Below are 19,565 nucleotides of genomic sequence, written 5' to 3' on the forward strand. Positions count from 1 at the left end.
TCCAAATTCAGTTCACGGTTCGCTGCCAAGCACTTTTTTACATTATCTCATTCGTCTCATTTACCCTTGAGTTATAATGACATGAAGGTTCTAGACCAACCGGCTCAGCGAGTCACCCGCTTTCATGTTTGCTTCTCAATTCTCTCAAAGAATTTATCTATATCTGCATCAACATCTTTCCATATTCTTAGACATTTCTTATAATAATCTTTATGTTCTGGATAGGGGTTTGTTTTGATAGAAAAAAGCTTTTGATATTCTTCTGAGTTTAAGAGAATGACATCATGAACTTCTGATAAATCCCAAAGGGGGACTTTGAATTTATTATGTAATTTCTTATTCATTTCCTTTTCTATGGTTCTTTTAAATTTAGGTAAGTATTTTCTTCTAACATATTCAAAGAAAATAAAATGAATCATCTCGTGGGCTGTAATAACTTTCCAATGATCATCATTTCCTAAATCGACCTGAAAAATTTTTTTGTCTAAAAATCTTGGATAAGGAAGAGAGACTGAAAGGATAGCCTTGTATTCCCCTTCAGGCCAGGGAGTATCTCTAAAAATATTATTTGTAATCTTAAAAAAACTTCCACTAATCTTGTCCCAATCTTTTTGCATTCTTTTACTTTTTTTAATTAAGGCATTGCCAAACGAATCATAAAGTTTATTTATATATTTAGTAATTTCTTTTTCTCTTTCCTCCTTTGAAAGATTAATAACAATCTTTAAATCAGGATGCACCCCGAAAATCTTTTTTCTGAAATAATCTTGTTGCCATTCTTTATTTAAAAACTCGTTTATTTTCCAAATATCAAATTCACGATCAACATGGAAGGTAACTTTAGGATTTCCCATATCTTCTTATTATAATGATTAGAAGTATTGAATTACAGGTTATAATAAAAAAGGCTCTAGACCAGCCCGCTTAGCAAATGAATATTTTATTTAATAGGAAATTCCTAAATTATAATCAAAGCAGTAATTATGAAGGTGCATATAGAGTAAGGGGTTTTGAGAACCAATACCCGGACATAACCGTAGATTTTGATCCTGTTTCATACATTATAGAAACCCATTCTAAAAGATACTTTGAAAAGATAAAAAAATCTTGCGAGAAGGAGATTGAACTGGTTGGGCTACATCTTACTAAAGAATGCTTTGAAGCAGCAATATTAGCGGTTGGGCTCACTATTAAAGCTTCAGAAAAGGGAGACTTTGCCGTTGTTAGACCTCCAGGACATCATGCCGGTAGAGAGAAGGCATCAGGCTTTTGTTTATTTAATAACATTGCAATCTCAGCCAATAAACTTCTGGGCGAAGGGAAAAGAATAGGTCTATTAGATATAGATGGTCATCACGGAGACGGCACACAAGCACTATTGGAAAACCAAGAAAATGTTTTCTTTTATTCAATCCATGAATCAGGGGTTTTTCCTGGAACGGGAATAGATTCCAAGAACAACTACTATAATATTCCTCTCCAGCCACCCATTTCCGAGGAGGTATATCTAGAGGCTTTGGAAGATTGTATTCAAAAATTAACGATATTCAACCCAGATATTTTAGGAGTTTCAGTGGGTTTCGATACTTTTGAAAAAGACAAACTTCTTGATTTTAAGCTCAGTTGCAACACATATAGGCAAATCGGATATGAATTAAAACTAAATTTCACAAACATCTATGCAGTGCTAGAAGGAGGTTACCACGATAAAATCAAAGATTGCGCCGAAAGTTTTGTGGTTGGAGTAAATTCTGCTATTAACCAATAGGTTTGAACTCTATCCACGGTTCGCAGTAGAATTGAAATTATGAAAACTAAAAAAGTCAACTGTATTATTATTCATGGATGTCCTTGGGATATTAAAAAGGCAATGGATGCCAAAACTAGAACTTATGATAAACGTTGGATTCCTTGGCTAAAAAAAGAATTAACTTCTCGAGGAATAAAAACCAAAGCTCCCCTAATGCCTAAACCCTGGTATCCAGACTACCAAGCCTTTAAAAAGAAATTCGAAAGATATGAAGTCACCAATAACTCTATTCTAATTGGTCATAGCTGTAGTTGTGCCTTCTTAGTTCGCTGGTTAGGAGAAACAAAAAGGAAAGTAAAAAAACTTATCTTGGTTGCTCCTTGGAAAATTCCGGATAAGAATAATCAATTAGAAAAATTACTCTATGAATACCCTATTGATAAAAAGATTAAGGCAAGAGTAAAAGAAATTGTCATGTTTACCGCCGATAACGAGGAAAAAGATGGTAAAAAGAGTTTAAAAATTTTCCACAAAGTCTTAGGAGGAAAAATAATTGAACTTAAAGGAAGAGGTCATTACACCCTAGAATATATGAAAAATCAAGAATTTCCTGAATTATTAAAGGAAATAGTTTAAGTTATAAGGATAAAAAGAGCCTAGACTGGCCTGCTCAGTAACGAACCACTCGCTATCGCTCGGGTTCATCTCTTCGCCGAGGCAAAAGATTTTAAAATAAGGGTTCTTAGTTTTCCCAAACTATCCCGATCATGAATAGAAACGGGTAATATTTGTTTTTTCAGTTTTTTTAATGCCTTAAACTTTTGTTTTACTTCTTTCTCTGATTTTAAATCTGTTTTGGTAAGAAGAATAATTTCCGGTATCTTTAATAATTTTGGATTATAACTTTTTAGTTCGTTCCTGATTTGTTGATAGTTTTTTTCGGGCTCTTTAAGTTCACAAGAAAGACAATGAAATAAGAGTGAAACTTTTTCAATATGTTTTAAAAATTTGATCCCTAAACCTTTTCCTTTAGAAGCTCCTTCTATAAGTCCTGGAATATCAGCAATAATTTTACCATCCAATTCTCCCAAGTTAGGCTCAAGAGTAGTAAAAGGGTAATCGCCGATTTTTGGATTAGCGTTTGTTATCTCTTTAAGCAAACTGCTTTTACCGGCATTAGGAAAGCCAATAAGCCCATAATCAGCTACAAGCTTAAGATTAATATATAAATCTCTTTCCTGACCTTTAAAACCACTTTGGGCATACATTGGCGTCACATTTCTAGAAGAACGATATTCCCAGTTGCCTTTACCTCCCCAGCCTCCCTGACACAAAAGAAGACGACAGTCTTTGTCAGTCACTTCAAAAACTTCTTTAGAATTCTTATCAGTAATAATAGTCCCAATTGGAAGTTTAACTTCTAAATCCTCAGCAAACTTGCCGTCTTTTTTATTTAACATCCCATGCTGACCATTTTTTGCTTCGATTTTGACGCTTTTTGAAAGATTAGAAAGAGCGTAAATATCTGAAGTAGAGGTAATAAAAATACTGCCACCCTTTCCCCCATTGCCTCCATCTGGACCTCTTCTTCCTTTATAAAAAGAAACTTTTCCATTTCCGCCATCCCCCGCCTTAAACTTAATATTTATTTCTGTAATTAACATTGTTTTCTTCATTATATCAGGCAGGTTGAAATCTGTGAATTCAACCTTCAAAGTGCTTTAGTTATTACACCTTGAAAGTGCTAGAAAAAGGCTGGGTAGATTTAGTGGGAGATAAAGTAGGGTGTGCGAGGTTTTACTCAAGCTCTTACTAAAGAGTATCCGAATCTTAAAGTTTATAATTTTGTTTCTGGTGGTGTAGCCACACGGATGAAAAATTTTAAAGACATCGCATCTGATAAAATTGCCCAATTAATCTTAGATTTTGCTAAAGAAAAGGACACTTTGAAATCAGGTTCAGACATCAACGCGAGAGACTTCATTAAATATTAATACAAAAGCCACACCCAATGACTTTCCTTCTTCAAAATTAGAACTTCAAATAACTTATGAAAATGTTAAAATGGCCTAAATCATGAATATTATAATTAAGAAGAAGGTAACAAAGAAGCAACTCCACGAATTAGGCAGACATTTTGATGGATATATAAAAGTTGTTGTTGACGTTGAAAGAGAAATTCTTGCCGGCGGAGCAGGTAGACATTTCGAAGAAGAGAAAATACTACTAACAAATGGATCAAAGCAGAAAGATTTATGGGGAGGCGGTTTTGATGCTAAAACTAAAGAGATTGATTATAATTCAGTTATAAATTTAAGACCCAATCAGGAAAATCCCAGTAGAGACATTCTTTCTTTAGATATAAGAAAAAAGTTTGATGATATCATTAAAAAACTTTTTCTTTAATATATATGGATAATCGAGCTAAAGTATTAGATATTGCCATGAACTTGAACCGTATAGGTAATTGGGCCGCCGATGATTATTCCGGTAAAAAAGAAAGAATAAAGACTTTTTTGAGAAATACTTCTTCTTATATTCAAGATTTAGACAAAAATTCCTTACCTAGTGCCTTTATGAGTACTTTTAATAATTTTGTGAAGGAATATCACTCTCTTGAAAAAGAGGGTATCAAAAAACCCAAGAATCCGGTTTTTTGGGCAGAGGATATGATGACTTGGGGAAATATTCTCACCCACCGCTCCAAACTTATTTAAAATAAAATCTAGACTTTTTGGACTCGAATATAGGGCTAGAATGGGGCTAGACCGGCCTGCTCAACATAAGAATTTTAACTTTAGAATAAATTTTAAAAAAGGCAGATCTATTTAAGACCTTTTGCTTGGCGTTTGGCTTCATTTAAATCCAAAATTATTTTTCTGATTCTTACTGCCTTGGGAGTAACGTCAACCAGCTCCGTATTATCAATATAATCCAGGGCGGCATCCAAATCCATAATTTTTGGTGTATTTAAATGTCTGGTAACCCCCTCACCTTTGGAACGCATATTGGATAATTGTTTTTCTTTGCAGACATTAACAGACAAATCACCCAGCCGGGAGTTTTGACCAACTACCTGGCCTTTATAAACTTCCACATTTTGACCGATAAATAATTCTCCCTGATCCTGAACATTAGTTAAACCATAAATCCTGGTCAGACTTGACTCATGGGCAACCAAGGAGCCATGCTCTCTTTCTTTCAAGGTGCCTTTTTGGGGTATATATTTATAAAACACGGTATTTAAAATACCTAAGCCATGGGTGTCGATCATAAATTTAGTCCGGTAACCGAATAGTCCCTGAGTAGGAATAATAAATTCAAGATAAACGATATTGTTATTGGTTTGCATTTGTCTTATTTCGCCAAAACGGCTGTTTAATTTTTGGATAACCGCACCAGAATATTCTTCCGGTACTTCGATAAAAACCTCATCACAAGGAATCATTTTTTGGCCGCCAATATTTTTCACAATAACTTGCGGTTGGGAAACTTGCAAAGAAAAACCTTCACGGCGAAGGCGTTCGATAAAAATCGCCAGATGTAGTTCGCCTCTGCCGGAAACAATCCAGCCGCCTTGTGGGCTATCTTCAATACGCAAGGCCACATCATTATCCAGTTCTTTATATAATCTTTCCCTGATTTGACGGGAGGTCGTGTATAAACCTTCCCTGCCGCCAAATGGTGAAGAGTTAACTTCGAAAGTCATCTTTACTGTCGGTTCTTCTATTTGTAAAAGAGGCAGTGCTTGAGGTTTTAGAACGTCAGTAATTGTCTCGCCGATAGTGATATCAGGAATCCCGGCAATGGCGACAATTTCTCCGGCTTGAGCCTGGGGTGTTTCCACTTGTTCCAAACCCTGAAATGTCATTAAAGAAGTTAAACAATATTTTTTCATTATCCCTATGCGATTAATATGCATCACTTCCTGGTTAGCTTTTAGACTGCCATTATAAATTCTACCCCGGGCCACTCGGCCTTTAAAATTATCCCGGCTAATAGAAGTAACCAGCATTTGTAAGGGTTTGCTCAAGTCAGCTTTCGGAGCAGGCACCTGTTTAATAATTTCTTCAAACAAAATCGAAATATCAGTCATTTTACTAAGATCCGGGTCCAGTCCGGCTTTACCAAATTTTGCCGATGCATAAACAATGGGAAACTCAGCCGTTTGCTCATCAACCCCTAAGTTAATAAACAAATCAAAAGTTTTGTTTAAAGCTTTACTGATATTGACATTAGATTGATCAATTTTATTGATGACCACAATAATTTTATGTTTTAACTCCAAAGCTTTTTTCAAAACAAATCTGGTTTGAGGCATGGGGCCGTCATGAGCATCAATTAACAAAAGCGAGCCGTCAGCCATTTGCAAAACCCGTTCGACTTCACCCCCGAAGTCGGCGTGTCCCGGCGTATCAATAATATTAATTTTGACACCACGCCACATAATCGAGGCATTTTTAGAAAAAATAGTGATGCCTCGTTCGCGCTCCAATTCGTTACTGTCCATAATACAGACGGTATCGGTCATTTCTTTGCCAAGATGGGTGGCAGATTGGCGAAGTAAAGCATCCACTAAAGTGGTTTTACCGTGATCTACATGAGCGATAATGGCTATATTGCGAATTTCCATAAAATTAACTCCTATTAATAAAAAATACCTATTTCTAGGCATTTCAACCCGACGCCTATTATACTTCATTTCCGTGTCAAAATAAATTATCTGGATATTTGGCAAACTGTGGAAGGGATTGCTCTTATTTTTATCGACCAAAATTCTGCGAGGACGAATCAAAATTAGAATCACCTATCCCTAGGCTCTAATAAGATGTATAATTAAGAGTATTAACCACATAAAAATATTTCTTCTCCCTTAAGATTTATTTTGTGCTTTATTAGTAAAAACTTTTTTATGAACCAAATTACCACCTTTGACGTTTTGATTGTCTACTCTAAAAGACTCGCCATCAGTGCCAATTCTGTATCCGAAGACGTTACTGCCCCATTTGCCAAAGGGTCTGATAGTGAAAGCTACAACCTAGTTTATGGCTACTTTTTGAAAACCTGCCGAAAAAACAATTTAAAAGCGGCTTTTACAACATCTGCTGATATTGTGGGTGCAGGAAAATGTCGAAGTTATTGGCTCTTCGAAAATGAAACTTGGATAAAGATCCGAAAAACAGGCTTTTCAAAACTGATTTTTGACAAATTCTCTCCGACGAGTAAAAGCATAAAAATAAATCGTAATTTACTTTTTTCTTCAGGAAGAATCAGACCTTTTAATAATCCCTGCCTTTTTAATCTTTGTTTTGACAAACAAAAAACTTACAACAAGCTCCATAAATTTTCTATTCCCACAGTAACTATTGATGATCGTACCAGAAAAGGAGTTGATAAAGAGTGTAAGGCGCTAAAAGAGAAAATAGCCAGACATCCGTACAAAGACGATTTTTCCGAGGAAATTATAATGAAAAACAGATTCGGAGCTGGCGGGAGAAATGTCTACAAATTTAAAGCCAATCAATCCAATATGATGATGGCATCAATGAAAAAGCATAAAAAAATATCATTTGTTATTCAACCATTTGTAAAATTTGATAAAGGCTTCAGTTATCAAAACTCTTCAGTTTCAACCGATATCAGGTTAATATACCTCGGAAAAAAGATTGTTCAAACATACATAAGAATGGCTAAGAAAGGAGACTTTAGATGTAATGAGCACAAAGGTGGATTACTAAAATATATACCAAAGAATGAAGTGCCTTCGAAAGTAGTAGCAGTTTCTAGAAATATTGCTAAGATTTTAGATAAAAGATCTTCTCTATTTGCTCTTGACTTTATTATTAGCAATAACGGTAATGTCTATCTTCTCGAAGCGAATACCGGACCAGGATTGGATTGGAATTTATCAATCAAGGAAAACGAAATTGAAGCCAAGAAACTAATAAGGATTATTATAAAAGAAATAGTTAGACGGATTAGCTCACCAAAAAATACTTCTAAAAGAAAAGCTGTAGTCGCTACAGTAAAGACTCCAATGATTAGCAAGCACCCAGTATCTCCAATAACCTGAATTATTTAATTTTTTTAGTAATTTAAAATTTCCCCTTTTTCATTCTGTTTCATTTGTCTCATTTAGCCTCGGAATGATACAATTAGAGTGTTTAGTTATAAGGATAGAAAGGTTCTAGACCGATCCGCTCAGCTTGAAAACTTAATGTGTAATTATAAGGTTTGATATGTCAAAAATTCTAATTAAAGTTGATAAGGATTTATATCTTAAGACATGGAGTTTAAAAAACTCTGCCGAGTTATTTGCGCTTACTGATAAAAACAGGGCATATTTACAGCCTTGGTTACCATGGGTTCCAAATGTTAAAACTGAAGCAGATTCAAAAAAGTTTATTCGTGAATCACTTCAAGAAATGAAAGACGATAAGGGAATAGAAATGGGAATTTGGTTAGCAGATAAGTTAGTTGGATGTATCGGCTTACACGGATTAAGTAAACCAAATCGTAGGGCAAGCCTGGGATATTGGTTAAGTAAGAATCAACAAAAGAAAGGAATAATGACACGGTCGGTCAAGGCATTGGTTGATTATTCCTTTAAGATACTTAATCTTAATCGTATTGGCTTAGAAGCTTCCACTGAAAATGTTTCAAGTTGTGCTATCGCCAAAAAATTGGGCTTTGTTAAAGAAGGCGTTGTTCGACAATTCGAGTTTGTTGACGGGAGATTTTTGGATTGCCAAGTGTGCAGTGTGTTAAAGTCTGAATGGAAATAAAACTTAACACTGTACTAGTAGTTATAGGATCGGAAGGTCCTAGACCACACTGCTCAGCTTAAAATTTTAAATCATTGAAATTTTGTTTGAAAAAAGAGAATTAGTTTTTTATTTTGGATTGATTATCGATTTAGTTCCTATTTTCTCTCTTAAAAGTTCTTCAAGATCTTCCACAGTAATTGGTTTATCAATATAAAAATCAACCAAACCTTCAAGTATCGGATGAACTATATTAGTTTCTAAACCTATTTTTATTTCTGGGTTTCCAGCTCTAATTTCTTGTAATAAACCTTTTAAGCCAGCCATAGGTCTTAAAGTTCCACTATGAATGATTACTGCATTTTTTCCTTCGCAGTTTTTTAAAATCTCTTCGTCTTCAATTGAATCTAATTTGGTAATTTGAAATTTTCCACTTTGTTCAAGACATTTAAAATGGTCTCCCCACACACTTATATGATCTTGATCTGCCCAAAGCAATTCCATTTCTTTCATACTTGAAATTTTAATATATTATGCCCTATAAGGCAAACTAAACTTTATATTTTAAAAAATTGTAAATTATAGAAATTTAGCTGTCATTTGATAAACTATTCTTGGAAAGATAAATTTATAAGTTCGGAAATCATCAACGACTCCCAGCTAGAAAAAGACCTATTTGTTGGGCTTTTTTGTTTGTGGTTTTGTTAAAAGGCGTGTTTTGGTAAAATAAAAACATGGATGAAATCAGCAAAGACGAATTTCGGGTAAAGCAGATAGATGTAAAAGCCAAAGAAGCAGGCAGGGGAAGATTAGTTTCTACATATAGACCAGTGGAGATAATGTTTGCTGCGACAGGGAAAGAGCCTACAGACTTAAGAGGAAAAGAGATTCTAAACCTAGGGGCAGGAAGAACTCATTGGGGTTTTGAGTTAACGAGTAAGTATAAAGTGGTTGCCAAAAAATTTGAAAATTTTGATATTAGTTATGCCGAGCAATCTGGCCCAAGGAGGTTAGCGGGAAAGATATTTATGGCAGAGTCTATTGGTGATATAAAAAACGAACTACCTTATAGAGATAACTCCTTTGATGTTCTCTGGTGTTCATACGCTCCTACAAATTGGCAAGAATTTGTAAGGATAACTAAGCCAGGAGGAGAAATTTTTGTTTTAGGAGGAAATTATGACGAAGAATTTACAGAAAGATTAAGTCATCAGCTTGGCATTCCAGTAACTTGCCAGAAGATAGACGAAAGGAAAATAGATAAATGGGCAAGCCTAGCTGGGCGTCATAGAAACGCCGTGTCGTCTTTATTAGGTAAAAATGTTCTGGTAGTTAAAAAACCCAAAGAAGAGATTAGAGAGTAGAAATTTAAACTAGTTATAACTTCGTCCACAAGGAAAACCTAAATCTGTAGAAATTTGATTGACTTCTGATAAACTAAGGCAGGATGGTCCAAGTTGATGGTTCGGAAATCATCAACGACTCCCAGCCAAAAAGGTTTTATGTTACAAATTAGAACAAGTCAATCTAAAGATATAATTTTTAGCTCTGAAATTTCTAATATAACCAAATCTGACCAGCACCTTTCATTTAGATCAGTTAAGCAAATTGATAAATCAATTAGAGAAGGTAACTTCTTATTTGCTCTTAGGGGAAAAGAGCTTGCTGGTTTTGCAGAAGTCGTAAGAATTTGGCGGAATTGGTATGCAATTTTTTCTTTCTTTGTAAGACCTAAATATCGTCGTCAAGGAATTTCTAAACTTCTTCTTCATAAAATTATTACATCCAACCAAGACGATTACTTGTACGCCGCTACTTCTAATAAAATTATGTTAAACATTTTAGAGATAAATAGATTTGAGCGATATAAATTTAAATGTTTACCCGTTCTTTTCCTAACTGATTACTTCATTAAAAGATTTCTAAATTTACAATTATTTGGTAATATAGGTCTTCTAGACCAATATTGGTACTACCTAGTTCGATCACCTAATAATTAAGTTATTAGTTCCAGTTATTATTTGTATTTAAAACGGTTATAAGGATAGAAAGGTTCTAGACCGATCCGCTTAGCCAAGCTTTCGCTAAAGCTACAAAATGGCAAGTAAAATTATCAAAACCGAGATTAAAAGAAAACAGTCCCCTTAACGCAAAGCGTTAGGAGTAATGAAATATGAAAGAGGTTTATATATTCCCAGGCCAAGGAAGTCAGAGACTTGGAATGGCAAAAGAACTTCTAGAGCAAAGTGAAGTTGCCAAGGATGTTTTTAGCCAAGCCGAAGTAGTTCTTTCTAAATTAGGTTGGAAGCAAAATTTACAAAGTCTTTGTCTTGAAGGGCCCGTAGATATTTTAAATGAAACTGAAATAGCTCAACCAGCAATCTTAACTGTAAGTATTGCTGGCTTTAAGGATAGAATAATTAAAGGTAGTAAATTATGTGGATTAGTTACAGGTCATAGTTTGGGTGAATACTCAGCACTGACAGCCGCAGGAGCTTTCACTTTTGAGGATGCTGTAGAATTGGTGGCAGAAAGAGGAAGATTGATGAAGGAAGCTGGTAAGCAAAGACCTGGGAAAATGGCTGCAGTTATTGGGTTAGGAGTGGAAACAGTAGAAATGCTTTGTGAAAGACTCTCTAGCGAATATGGTAATGCTCATGTAACCATTGCCAACATTAACTCTCCAGACCAGATAGTTATTTCTGGCGACCAAAAAGCCATAGAAAATGCGGGAGAATTTGCCAAAGAGCTTGGAGCTAAAATGACAAAAGTTTTACCGATAAGTATTGCCGCTCATAGTGGTTTAATGGAAAGTATTCGGCAAGGAATGGCAATTGCTTTAAAATCAACAACCATAAAAAAACCTGAGATTAATTTTATTTCTCCTACTACAAGAAAATATGAAAACGATCCTCAGGTAATTAGAGAGTTGCTTATAGCTCAACTGACTGGGAGAGTGTTATGGCTAGATACTGTAAAACGAATGGTTGAAGACGGGTATGATTTGTTTTTGGAAGTAGGGCCGGGAGAAGCGCTGACAAGACTATTTAAAAGAATTGATAAAAATGTTGAAGCTAGTTCTTTGAATCTTTGACTTTATGGAAAGATTACCAAAACGACTGGCCTATGTCTCTTTTTTAATACTGTTTCGTTTGTCTCACTTCGACTGCGCTCAGTGTAAACTTTTTTGGTAAAATATATTCAGTTATAAGGATAGTAAGGGCCTAGACCGGCCTGCTCAGCCAAACCCAATATAATTTCAAAACTCACGCTTCTTGACTCACGATACCCCATTTTTCTAGAGTAATCGCTTCTATTTTTTTGAAAACAATCGTTTCTATCGTTAGCCCAATGATTGCGATTAATAAAATACCAACTAAAACTTTGTCGAAGCTATATGTCCATTGAGCTGTCCAGATAAATTTTCCTAACCCTCCAGCACCGATCACAAGCATCTCCGCACCGATCACAGATCTCCAAATCGAACCAAAACCAATTCTCATAGCTGTTATGATGTTTGGGAAGGCACCTGGAATAATTACCTTAAAAATAGTTTGCCATCTATTTAGGCCCAAATTCTTAGCAACTAGTATCCAAATGGTATTAATATTGCGTACTCCTGCTATCATGTTGTAAATCATCTTTAAGAAACTGGAGATAAATAACAAGACCCATACTGACAGCCTGGTAAAACCGAATATGATGATGATAAATGGCAACCAAGCCAATGAAGGAATGGGATAAAGAGTAGATATAAGCGGAAAGAATATTTTTCTTATAGTCGCATTAGTTCCAATTAATATTCCAAATACAATTGAAACAACGACTGCAACTAAATAAGGGGGAACAAGATTTGACACTGTATCAATAATAATTTTTACTATCGTACCGTCTTTTATCAATTCTCTAAACGTTAGTATTACCTTCAAAGGAGATGGTAAAAACCAATTAGGCATCCAATTAAAATAAACAACAAGATTCCACAAAAAAAGTATAAAAAGGAATGGAATGGATGCTAGAAGTATTTCTTTAATTTGTCGCGGAGCTATAGATCTCATTTTGAGCTGATTCTAGCAATTCTTTGAATCTCAAGTCATATAAATCATCTAGAGATAGAACACGCTCTGAGAAACCCAAGTCATAATTAATTCGCGCCATTTCTACTATAGAACTCGGGTCTTGCCAAAGGATATATCTTACTGCTTCATCGTTTACTTGCCTCACAAACTCCTCTGGTTTTATATCCATTGCTCCGCTAGTGTTTTCTCTAATATAGTCAGTGATAATAATTGAGGAATCGTTAAGATTATCTCTAAGATAACGATGAGCCTGAATCATTGCTCTATAGAACTTATTAACATTTTCTACATTGTTCTTTAAGAAATCGGTATTGATTGACACTGAAGAACCAGTTGGCACTTTTTGCAGATCTTTCTCATACCAATATGGCAAAACAACAGCGCCTTGTTCCTTAGCTTTATCGACGTAAGCAGGCTCATCAATTAAGGCAGCATCTATCGCCTTCTTGTCCATGAGAGCCATGGGTAAATAGAGTTTTTCAATATCTATAAATTCAATTTTATTAATATCTACTCCTTCAAGCTCTAAAACATATATTATTCTTAATTTTTGGGAGCCAGCGGGGCCAACTGAAATCTTCTTTCCCTCTAAATCCTTAATAGTTACGATATCTGAGTCAGGACGAACAAATAAGTGTGATGGCATATCACTCATTATAGATAATAACTTTACTGGTGCTCCTTTCTCTATTGGACCAAAAAGTCGTCGTGCTCCAGTGATAGTAATATCTACTTGACCAGTACCAACTGCTAAGGCTCCTTCTGAAGATTGTAAATGCACTAAACTGACATCAATTCCCTGCTCACGAAAAAAACCTTTTTGATAAGCTAATATTATCGGGGTTGCATCGAGAGATTGAATGGGAAAGCCAACTATTACTTTTGGTAAAGACGCAGTTTTTTCGTCTATTTTAGGTTTGGAATAATACCTTACCATAAACATAGTTGCTGCAATAGCAACTACCAAAATTACACTCACTGCGATTAAAATCCTTTTAAACTTTTTTGTCATTGGCTCACCTATTGCCTGCTATTATATCATTAATGTCCACTTGTGGTTCCATACGGTTTCTATCGAGGTCAAATTCCATCTGAACATCGTCTTCCACTCTCCTGAGTAATTTAGTAAACCTGGGATTAGACATATCGCGTGGACGAAGAAATTTAATCGAACAAGACTTTTTGATAGTTGTGGGTCTGGAACTCATAACATAAATTGTATCGGCCATATATATCGCTTCATTTATACTGTGAGTAACAAATAATATAGTTTTTTGTGTCTTCTGCCATATTTTAATTAGGCTCTTTCTTAAATGTCTTCTAGTGATAGAGTCTAAGGATGAAAATGGTTCGTCCATAAGTAATATCTCGGGATCGGTTACTAATGCTCTTGCAAAAGCTACTCGCTGTTTCATTCCCCCAGATAACTTATGAATCGGCCAATCTTTGAATTTCAAAAGATCAACAAGATCCAAATATTTTTCAGCCAAAGCAAGTTTTTCATGTTTGTCCAAATTACTGTTAGATAAACCGAATAAGACATTTCCCAATACCGTTTTCCACGGAAAAAGCATGTGATCTTGAAACACCATAATACGATCTAGCCCAACAGAATTAACTTCTAGTCCCTTCGCTAAAATTTTACCGGATGAAGGGGATAAAAACCCTGCAATCGTGTAAAGAAGAACTGTTTTTCCACAACCGGAGGGACCGATAAAGCAAACAAACTCTCCCTTTTTAACCTTTAAATTTATATCTTTAATAACCTTAAAGTTATTATCAAAGGTTTTACTTAAATTTCTTAATTCTAAAATGCAATCACCTGATTCCATAAACTGTTTGTTCCTTTCTTTAGAACTCGATTCATTTATTAATCTATACTAACAGTTACTGCTATTGTCTCATTTTCATCCTAAAGAATAAAGTTTGATGTAAAACCCCATGTCCATTCGAAGGTACTCCTTGCTTTAATGCATTAGACTAAGCAAACAGTTCGAACTTGTTTCTTTTTATGGCCAGTCATTTTTCGACCAGTTTGGAAAGATTAAAATAATACAATAGAAGCAAAACCAGAAAATACAACTGAATCACTGCTACAACAAATTAAAACATTTTAATAACCCCTTTTCCGCGCGCGATTTTAACGAAATCTATCAAGAAGATGCATTTAACATCTTTTTAGGTTAAATAGTTAGCTGGTTAAATTTTGCAACTAAACTAAAGCCTTTTACCTAAATAATTACTAGTTTAGACGCGTTTTGAAGATCCCTTTCTACTAGAATTGCTTTAAGGTAAAAGTCTCTGGAAGATTGCCCCAGTTTTCAATTATAAAAAGTATTGCTCTTGTTGACCATTGATAAGTTTTCAAAAGAAAAACGGCAACAAAGGTAAACCATAAAAAACTTAAAGCTTTCGAAAGATAAACAGGTTTTGTTAGCAACTTAATTCTGTTTTTGGCAATTTTAAAAACAAAATCTGAGATTTTAACTCTCTGTCTATAAATTCCAAAAATAATAACAAACAGGGCGATACAAAACCGATAAAGAGCGATCTGATTTTTTTCTGGGTTAAGACTAAAGTATCCCCAATAAAGTGCCGTGGAGAATGGCAAGGTAAAAAAGACAATCAAGGAAATAATGGTTGGTGATTTTATAAATTTATATAATTCATAACCAGCCGCAATTGAAAAAAACGGAATAAAGGGAAGATAGTACCAAGGATAATTTGCTCCTCCAAAAAACAAAAGGGTTAAAAGATAACTACCGGCGGCCACAAAAACATAATTTAATTTAATTCTTTTCTTTAATTTAATAAAAGCAGTTGAGATAATTCCCCAAAGCCAAAAACCATCCACGGGGAAGTTATTGAAATTTAATCCTTTAGTTATAACCAAAAGGTTCAGCGGTCCAAAAAACTCTCTTGAAGTCTGGCTAAAAAACAAATCATTGAAAAGCGTCGGCGAAAGCCAGAAAGCATAAACATAAAAAGAAGACCCAAGAATAACTGTCGGTGTCAGGAAATAAATAATCTTTTTTATTTTTGCCCTGGAAGAAACCAGGATATAAAGATTAGCAATTAGCAAAAATATTCCCAGTTCCTTAACCATTAAGGCCAGGCCGCTAAAAACCCCGGCAAGAATAATAAATGCTTCCTGTTGCCTTTTTGATCTCACTTTTTGAGACAAAAATAGAAAAATTAAATTGGCCAAAGATATTGGAATTAGAATGTTTTCTAATAAAGCGAATCTTGAGGAGAGGATAAAACTAGGAGCAATTGAATAGATAATAAAAGCAAAGAAAGAAGGTAAGACTTCATTGGTTAAAAGAAATGTTAGGATAAATATTAAAAATCCGCTTACTAATGAGATTGTTAAAGCGACAGCCCTGTAGTCTTCTGATTTAAATTGCTCAAAACTTTCATATTTTTCTTTGATTCCTAGAGAATAGATTAAACTTCCCAAAATGGGGTGATCTAAAAACGGCTGGACAAAGAGAATGTGCTCTTGCCCTTTACCCCTGTCAATTTCTTTAACAACCGAAAAAGGATAATTATATTTTTTGGCATTGATTATATTAGGGACTTGGCCGTTGACTCTTATATTGATTCCATCAAAACCAAATATTTGTTTGGTTTTTCCTGGGCTTTTTAGATAACAACCAAGATTAGACCAAGCAGTTGGAATGCCTGTTTGTCTAAATGAATAACCAGCGTGAATATAATTGAGTTCGTCATAGATATCAGTAGTTGAAGGAATGCTTTCGTAACCAATATATCTGTTAAATTTCAAATCAGACTTGGTAAAAAATATAAAAAGAAGTGCCGTTAAAAGGAAAATTTTTATAACCGCTGTTTTCTTTATAAACATGACAGATAATTAAACATGACAGGTAATTTTATTAATTTTCCGTGCCTTCGCCAGCTGCTAGTCCTACTTGGTGATTTCCAAACTTATGAATTTACCAATCCTGTATAATTATAACAAATTTATCAGTTCTATTTATGATAAACAAATGTTCTCAGTGTGGCCTTTGCTGTTATTTATTCTTAGTGAATTTAACCGAAGAAGAATACCAGTCAGGCAAATACAAAACTCAGTTTGAGGAGTTTGGCTTGATTGATGACTTTCACCAGGCAGCCGCGTGTGGAGCAAACATTCTCAAGCAAAAAGAAGATGGCAATTGCCTCTATCTTCAGGGAAACAAATGTTCTATTCATAGAATCAGACCCCAAGTTTGCAGAGAGTTTTTCTGTACCTCGAAGTTGAAAAAGTTCAAAAAAATGGTTAAGCAGATTGAAAAGAAACGAGCTAATCTGGAAAAGAGAAAGAAGTAAAAGGCTCTAGACCAGCCTACTTAGCAGTTTTAGAATTTCGGTCTCAGATACATGTGCTATAATGAATTTATCAATAATAACAAAGAGACAATCGACAATTTAATAGTTATTTTCTTCGAAGAAGGTGGTCGTATTGACAAATTCTACCTCCAAAAGAGAAAAAGAAACCCCTCGCTGGTTTACTTGAATGGTTGGTTTCGCGGTCGCAATATCCGTGAAGCAATATTAAGAGCGCTTGCGGACCAGTAAACAATTTTATTCCACGCAAAATATAACTACCTTTCTAATACTTTCCAGGTAAAATTTGGCCTTTTATGGTTTTCTTTCTATAAGAAATTAGACCAGGAGTTAACGATAACCTCCCCCTCTTGGTCCTCGACTGTCTCTTGGACCTTCCCTTCTGTTGTCAAAACTCGGTCTTTCTTCTCTTGGTTTTGCAACATTGACAGCAATCTTTCTTCCTCCCATCTCAGTGTCATTTAACTTCTTAATAGCTTCATCTGCTTCCTCGTCGTTTTCCATATCAACAAAAGCAAATCCCTTGCTTTGACCACTATATCTGTCAGTGATTAGATCACAAGAAACAATCTTGCCAAATTTGGAGAATATTTCTTCTATTTGGGAGCTCGTTACAGTATAAGGAAGCCCTCCAACGAATAGTTTTTTGGACATTTATTTTTCACCACCCTTCTGTTTTAAAATACTGTCTCTATCTGGCGACCAGAAAAAACCTTTGGAGGATATCTTCTTATCTGACTAGAAGAAACAGGTGTTAATATATCCCTCCTTAAGGGATACGTTTGTATTATAACACATTATCTTTTCAACTGCATCATTTTCTCAAATATAAGGTAATTAGGTTCTAGACCGACCTGTATGGTTAATTATAAGGCAAGAAAATTTTTAGAATAATTCACTCAGCCATTTCAAAATTACTAACTAAGGTAAAATTCTCTATATTGTTTTTTTACCTCTTGACTTTTTGTGAAAAAGATTTTATTGTCAATTCAATATTCAGTCTGCCCCCTAAAAGTTTAATACGATAAACTAAATAAGATGCCAAGAGAAATTCCTCAATCTGAAACTCTAAAAACCCCTAAATCTGAATTTGTTGCCAAATTAGAAAATCGTTGGCAACAAGGCAATTTTGTTTGTGTTGGCCTTGACTCAGATTTTTCTAAAATTCCCCTGGGAATAAGAACCGACTCCATAGAACGTACAATGACTGTTTTTAATAGAGCAATTATTGAGGCGACTTATGATTTAGTTTGTGCTTATAAACCTAATATTGCTTTTTACGAAGCTCAAGGTGAACAAGGAATGAGAGCTTTAGCGAGAACCATAAATTTTATTAAAGATTTTCATCCTGATATTCCTGTTATTCTTGATGCTAAACGAGGTGATATTGGTAACACTAACCTTGGTTATATCAAGGCCGCTTTTGATGAATTAAGAGCAGATGCAGTCACTGTTCATCCCTATCTTGGTAGAGAAGCCTTAAAACCATTCTTAGACCGTCAAGATAAAGGTATTATAGTTTTAGCCAGAACTTCCAATCCTGGTGCCGGTGAATTTCAAGATCTCCTAGTTGGCGAAAACCCACTCTATCAGATTGTGGCTAGAAATATAGCTGAATCTTGGAATGAAAATGGTAATTGTGCTATCGTTGCTGGTGCCACTTATCCTCAAGAACTAGCTGGAATCAGAGCTGTTGTTGGCGACTTACCAATTCTCATTCCTGGTATCGGCGCCCAAAAAGGTGATGTTGAAGCCAGTATTAAAGCAGGCAAAGATAGCCGCAATTTGGGAATGATTGTCAATTCTTCACGAGGGATTATCTTTGCTTCAGGCGGAGCAGATTTTGCTGAGGCAGCCAGACAAGAGACTGAAAAATTAAGAGAAGAAATTAATAGATATAGATAAGCTACGGATATGGAAAGAAGAGGAAATCAACCTTTAAATCCAGAAAATTTAACAGCAGAGTCACAGTTATGTCTTCAACTATTTGTTATTGGTGCAATTAAATTCGGCGATTTTAGATTAAAAGTACATGATAAACATCCAGAAGCACCCCCGTCACCTGTTTACATTGACCTCAGACTTCTTCGAAGAGAACCTGAAGCTAAAGTTGCAGCAGTTGATGTTTATCAAGAGCTACTCAAACCCCTAAAATTTGACTTATTAGCTGATGTACCTACAGCCGCAACACCGTTAGTCTCTTCTCTTTCAGACAGATTAGGTGTTGGTATGATTACACCCCGAACTGATATAAAAACTCATGGTGCAGGAGTAAAAATAGATGGAATGAGAACGTTTGATAAAGGTAAGACTGTAGTTTTAGTTGACGATCTAATCACCCATGCAGATTCTAAATTAGAAGCGGTCAGGATTCTTAGAGACGAAGGGTTAAGAGTAAGAGACGTTGTTGTCTTAGTTGATAGAAAACAAGGAGGCGAAGAACAACTTGCTGCCGAAGGAATTAAACTTCATGCCGCTCTAACAATGGATAAAATGTTAGCTTTTTATAACGGAATGGGAATGATTACTAATCCAGAATATGTAAGAATAAACCAAGGATTAGCAGATTTAAATGACTTCCTAGCAGGCCTCTAATTTTCTCTTTTCTAAAACTTCTTAAAA

General features: G+C 35.0%; 22 protein-coding genes. 13 read left to right on the forward strand and 9 right to left on the reverse strand.

Annotation, left to right across the window (positions count from 1 at the left end; genetic code table 11):
- Positions 1 to 122 precede the first annotated feature (122 nt).
- A complete protein-coding gene (locus VMY36_01785) occupies positions 123 to 854 on the reverse strand; it encodes a hypothetical protein (GenBank protein HUV42616.1) in 732 nt (243 codons plus the stop codon).
- Positions 855 to 931: 77 nt separating this feature from the next.
- Between VMY36_01785 and VMY36_01790 the strand changes: the two genes are divergently transcribed.
- Together VMY36_01790 and VMY36_01795 are read left to right on the forward strand one after the other, a co-directional pair.
- A complete protein-coding gene (locus tag VMY36_01790) occupies positions 932 to 1,768 on the forward strand; it encodes a hypothetical protein (protein ID HUV42617.1) in 837 nt (278 codons plus the stop codon).
- A gap of 39 nt (positions 1,769 to 1,807) precedes the next feature.
- A complete protein-coding gene (locus VMY36_01795; protein ID HUV42618.1) occupies positions 1,808 to 2,386 on the forward strand; it encodes an alpha/beta hydrolase in 579 nt (192 codons plus the stop codon).
- Positions 2,387 to 2,451: 65 nt separating this feature from the next.
- Here the strand turns inward: VMY36_01795 and obgE are convergent, their stop codons facing one another.
- A complete protein-coding gene (gene obgE / locus VMY36_01800) occupies positions 2,452 to 3,414 on the reverse strand; it encodes a GTPase ObgE (protein HUV42619.1) in 963 nt (320 codons plus the stop codon).
- A 123-nt stretch (positions 3,415 to 3,537) separates the two neighbouring features.
- On the opposite strand from obgE, the gene VMY36_01805 reads away from it, so the two are divergent.
- The 3 genes from VMY36_01805 (at position 3,538) to VMY36_01815 (ending at position 4,467) form a co-directional block, all read left to right on the forward strand.
- Positions 3,538 to 3,744: a hypothetical protein gene (locus tag VMY36_01805; GenBank protein ID HUV42620.1), complete on the forward strand. Its 207-nt coding sequence runs from the start codon at positions 3,538 to 3,540 to the stop codon at positions 3,742 to 3,744.
- A gap of 82 nt (positions 3,745 to 3,826) precedes the next feature.
- Entirely contained in the window at positions 3,827 to 4,156 is a 330-nt protein-coding gene (locus tag VMY36_01810) for a DUF5674 family protein (protein HUV42621.1), read from the forward strand.
- Positions 4,157 to 4,161: 5 nt separating this feature from the next.
- Positions 4,162 to 4,467, forward strand: a complete 306-nt coding sequence (locus VMY36_01815) for a hypothetical protein (GenBank protein ID HUV42622.1) — start codon at positions 4,162 to 4,164, stop codon at positions 4,465 to 4,467.
- Positions 4,468 to 4,574: 107 nt separating this feature from the next.
- Here VMY36_01815 and typA read toward each other — a convergent pair whose 3' ends face one another.
- Complete coding sequence (gene typA, locus VMY36_01820) at positions 4,575 to 6,383, reverse strand: translational GTPase TypA (protein HUV42623.1); 1,809 nt, start codon at positions 6,381 to 6,383, stop codon at positions 4,575 to 4,577.
- A gap of 279 nt (positions 6,384 to 6,662) precedes the next feature.
- Here typA and VMY36_01825 point away from each other — a divergent pair, with 279 nt between their 5' ends.
- Positions 6,663 to 7,823 carry an ATP-grasp domain-containing protein gene (locus tag VMY36_01825; GenBank protein HUV42624.1) on the forward strand — a complete coding sequence of 387 codons (1,161 nt, stop codon included), beginning with the start codon at positions 6,663 to 6,665 and terminating at the stop codon, positions 7,821 to 7,823.
- Positions 7,824 to 7,989: 166 nt separating this feature from the next.
- Positions 7,990 to 8,535, forward strand: a complete 546-nt coding sequence (locus VMY36_01830; GenBank protein ID HUV42625.1) for a GNAT family protein — start codon at positions 7,990 to 7,992, stop codon at positions 8,533 to 8,535.
- A 108-nt stretch (positions 8,536 to 8,643) separates the two neighbouring features.
- Here VMY36_01830 and VMY36_01835 read toward each other — a convergent pair whose 3' ends face one another.
- Positions 8,644 to 9,027: a hypothetical protein gene (locus VMY36_01835; protein HUV42626.1), complete on the reverse strand. Its 384-nt coding sequence runs from the start codon at positions 9,025 to 9,027 to the stop codon at positions 8,644 to 8,646.
- A 221-nt stretch (positions 9,028 to 9,248) separates the two neighbouring features.
- On the opposite strand from VMY36_01835, the gene VMY36_01840 reads away from it, so the two are divergent.
- From VMY36_01840 to fabD, 3 genes are all read left to right on the forward strand, one after another.
- Positions 9,249 to 9,878, forward strand: a complete 630-nt coding sequence (locus tag VMY36_01840) for a methyltransferase domain-containing protein (protein ID HUV42627.1) — start codon at positions 9,249 to 9,251, stop codon at positions 9,876 to 9,878.
- A gap of 96 nt (positions 9,879 to 9,974) precedes the next feature.
- On the forward strand, positions 9,975 to 10,514 hold the full coding sequence (locus VMY36_01845) for a GNAT family N-acetyltransferase (protein ID HUV42628.1): 540 nt from the start codon (positions 9,975 to 9,977) through the stop codon (positions 10,512 to 10,514).
- Between the two features lie 173 nt (positions 10,515 to 10,687).
- Positions 10,688 to 11,608 carry an ACP S-malonyltransferase gene (gene fabD / locus VMY36_01850; GenBank protein ID HUV42629.1) on the forward strand — a complete coding sequence of 307 codons (921 nt, stop codon included), beginning with the start codon at positions 10,688 to 10,690 and terminating at the stop codon, positions 11,606 to 11,608.
- Positions 11,609 to 11,780: 172 nt separating this feature from the next.
- Here the strand turns inward: fabD and VMY36_01855 are convergent, their stop codons facing one another.
- The 4 genes from VMY36_01855 to VMY36_01870 form a co-directional block, all read right to left on the reverse strand.
- Positions 11,781 to 12,572: an ABC transporter permease gene (locus VMY36_01855; GenBank protein ID HUV42630.1), complete on the reverse strand. Its 792-nt coding sequence runs from the start codon at positions 12,570 to 12,572 to the stop codon at positions 11,781 to 11,783.
- On the reverse strand, positions 12,544 to 13,605 hold the full coding sequence (locus tag VMY36_01860; GenBank protein HUV42631.1) for an ABC transporter substrate-binding protein: 1,062 nt from the start codon (positions 13,603 to 13,605) through the stop codon (positions 12,544 to 12,546). Before VMY36_01860 ends, VMY36_01855 begins: the two co-directional genes overlap by 29 nt.
- A 4-nt stretch (positions 13,606 to 13,609) precedes the next feature.
- On the reverse strand, positions 13,610 to 14,425 hold the full coding sequence (locus VMY36_01865) for an ABC transporter ATP-binding protein (GenBank protein ID HUV42632.1): 816 nt from the start codon (positions 14,423 to 14,425) through the stop codon (positions 13,610 to 13,612).
- Positions 14,426 to 14,868: 443 nt separating this feature from the next.
- Complete coding sequence (locus VMY36_01870) at positions 14,869 to 16,458, reverse strand: phospholipid carrier-dependent glycosyltransferase (GenBank protein HUV42633.1); 1,590 nt, start codon at positions 16,456 to 16,458, stop codon at positions 14,869 to 14,871.
- A gap of 134 nt (positions 16,459 to 16,592) precedes the next feature.
- Here VMY36_01870 and VMY36_01875 point away from each other — a divergent pair, with 134 nt between their 5' ends.
- Positions 16,593 to 16,925 (forward strand): YkgJ family cysteine cluster protein, encoded by a 333-nt coding sequence (locus tag VMY36_01875; GenBank protein ID HUV42634.1) that lies wholly within the window; start codon positions 16,593 to 16,595, stop codon positions 16,923 to 16,925.
- A gap of 348 nt (positions 16,926 to 17,273) precedes the next feature.
- On the opposite strand, the gene VMY36_01880 is transcribed toward VMY36_01875, so the two are convergent.
- Positions 17,274 to 17,597 carry an RNA-binding protein gene (locus VMY36_01880; GenBank protein HUV42635.1) on the reverse strand — a complete coding sequence of 108 codons (324 nt, stop codon included), beginning with the start codon at positions 17,595 to 17,597 and terminating at the stop codon, positions 17,274 to 17,276.
- Between the two features lie 384 nt (positions 17,598 to 17,981).
- On the opposite strand from VMY36_01880, the gene pyrF reads away from it, so the two are divergent.
- Complete coding sequence (pyrF, locus tag VMY36_01885) at positions 17,982 to 18,848, forward strand: orotidine-5'-phosphate decarboxylase (protein HUV42636.1); 867 nt, start codon at positions 17,982 to 17,984, stop codon at positions 18,846 to 18,848.
- A 9-nt stretch (positions 18,849 to 18,857) separates the two neighbouring features.
- Positions 18,858 to 19,538 carry a phosphoribosyltransferase family protein gene (locus VMY36_01890; protein HUV42637.1) on the forward strand — a complete coding sequence of 227 codons (681 nt, stop codon included), beginning with the start codon at positions 18,858 to 18,860 and terminating at the stop codon, positions 19,536 to 19,538.
- Positions 19,539 to 19,565: the final 27 nt, after the last annotated feature.

The organism is Patescibacteria group bacterium (genome assembly GCA_035529375.1).
Lineage (GTDB): Bacteria > Patescibacteriota > Microgenomatia > PFEM01 > JAHIFH01 > DATKWU01.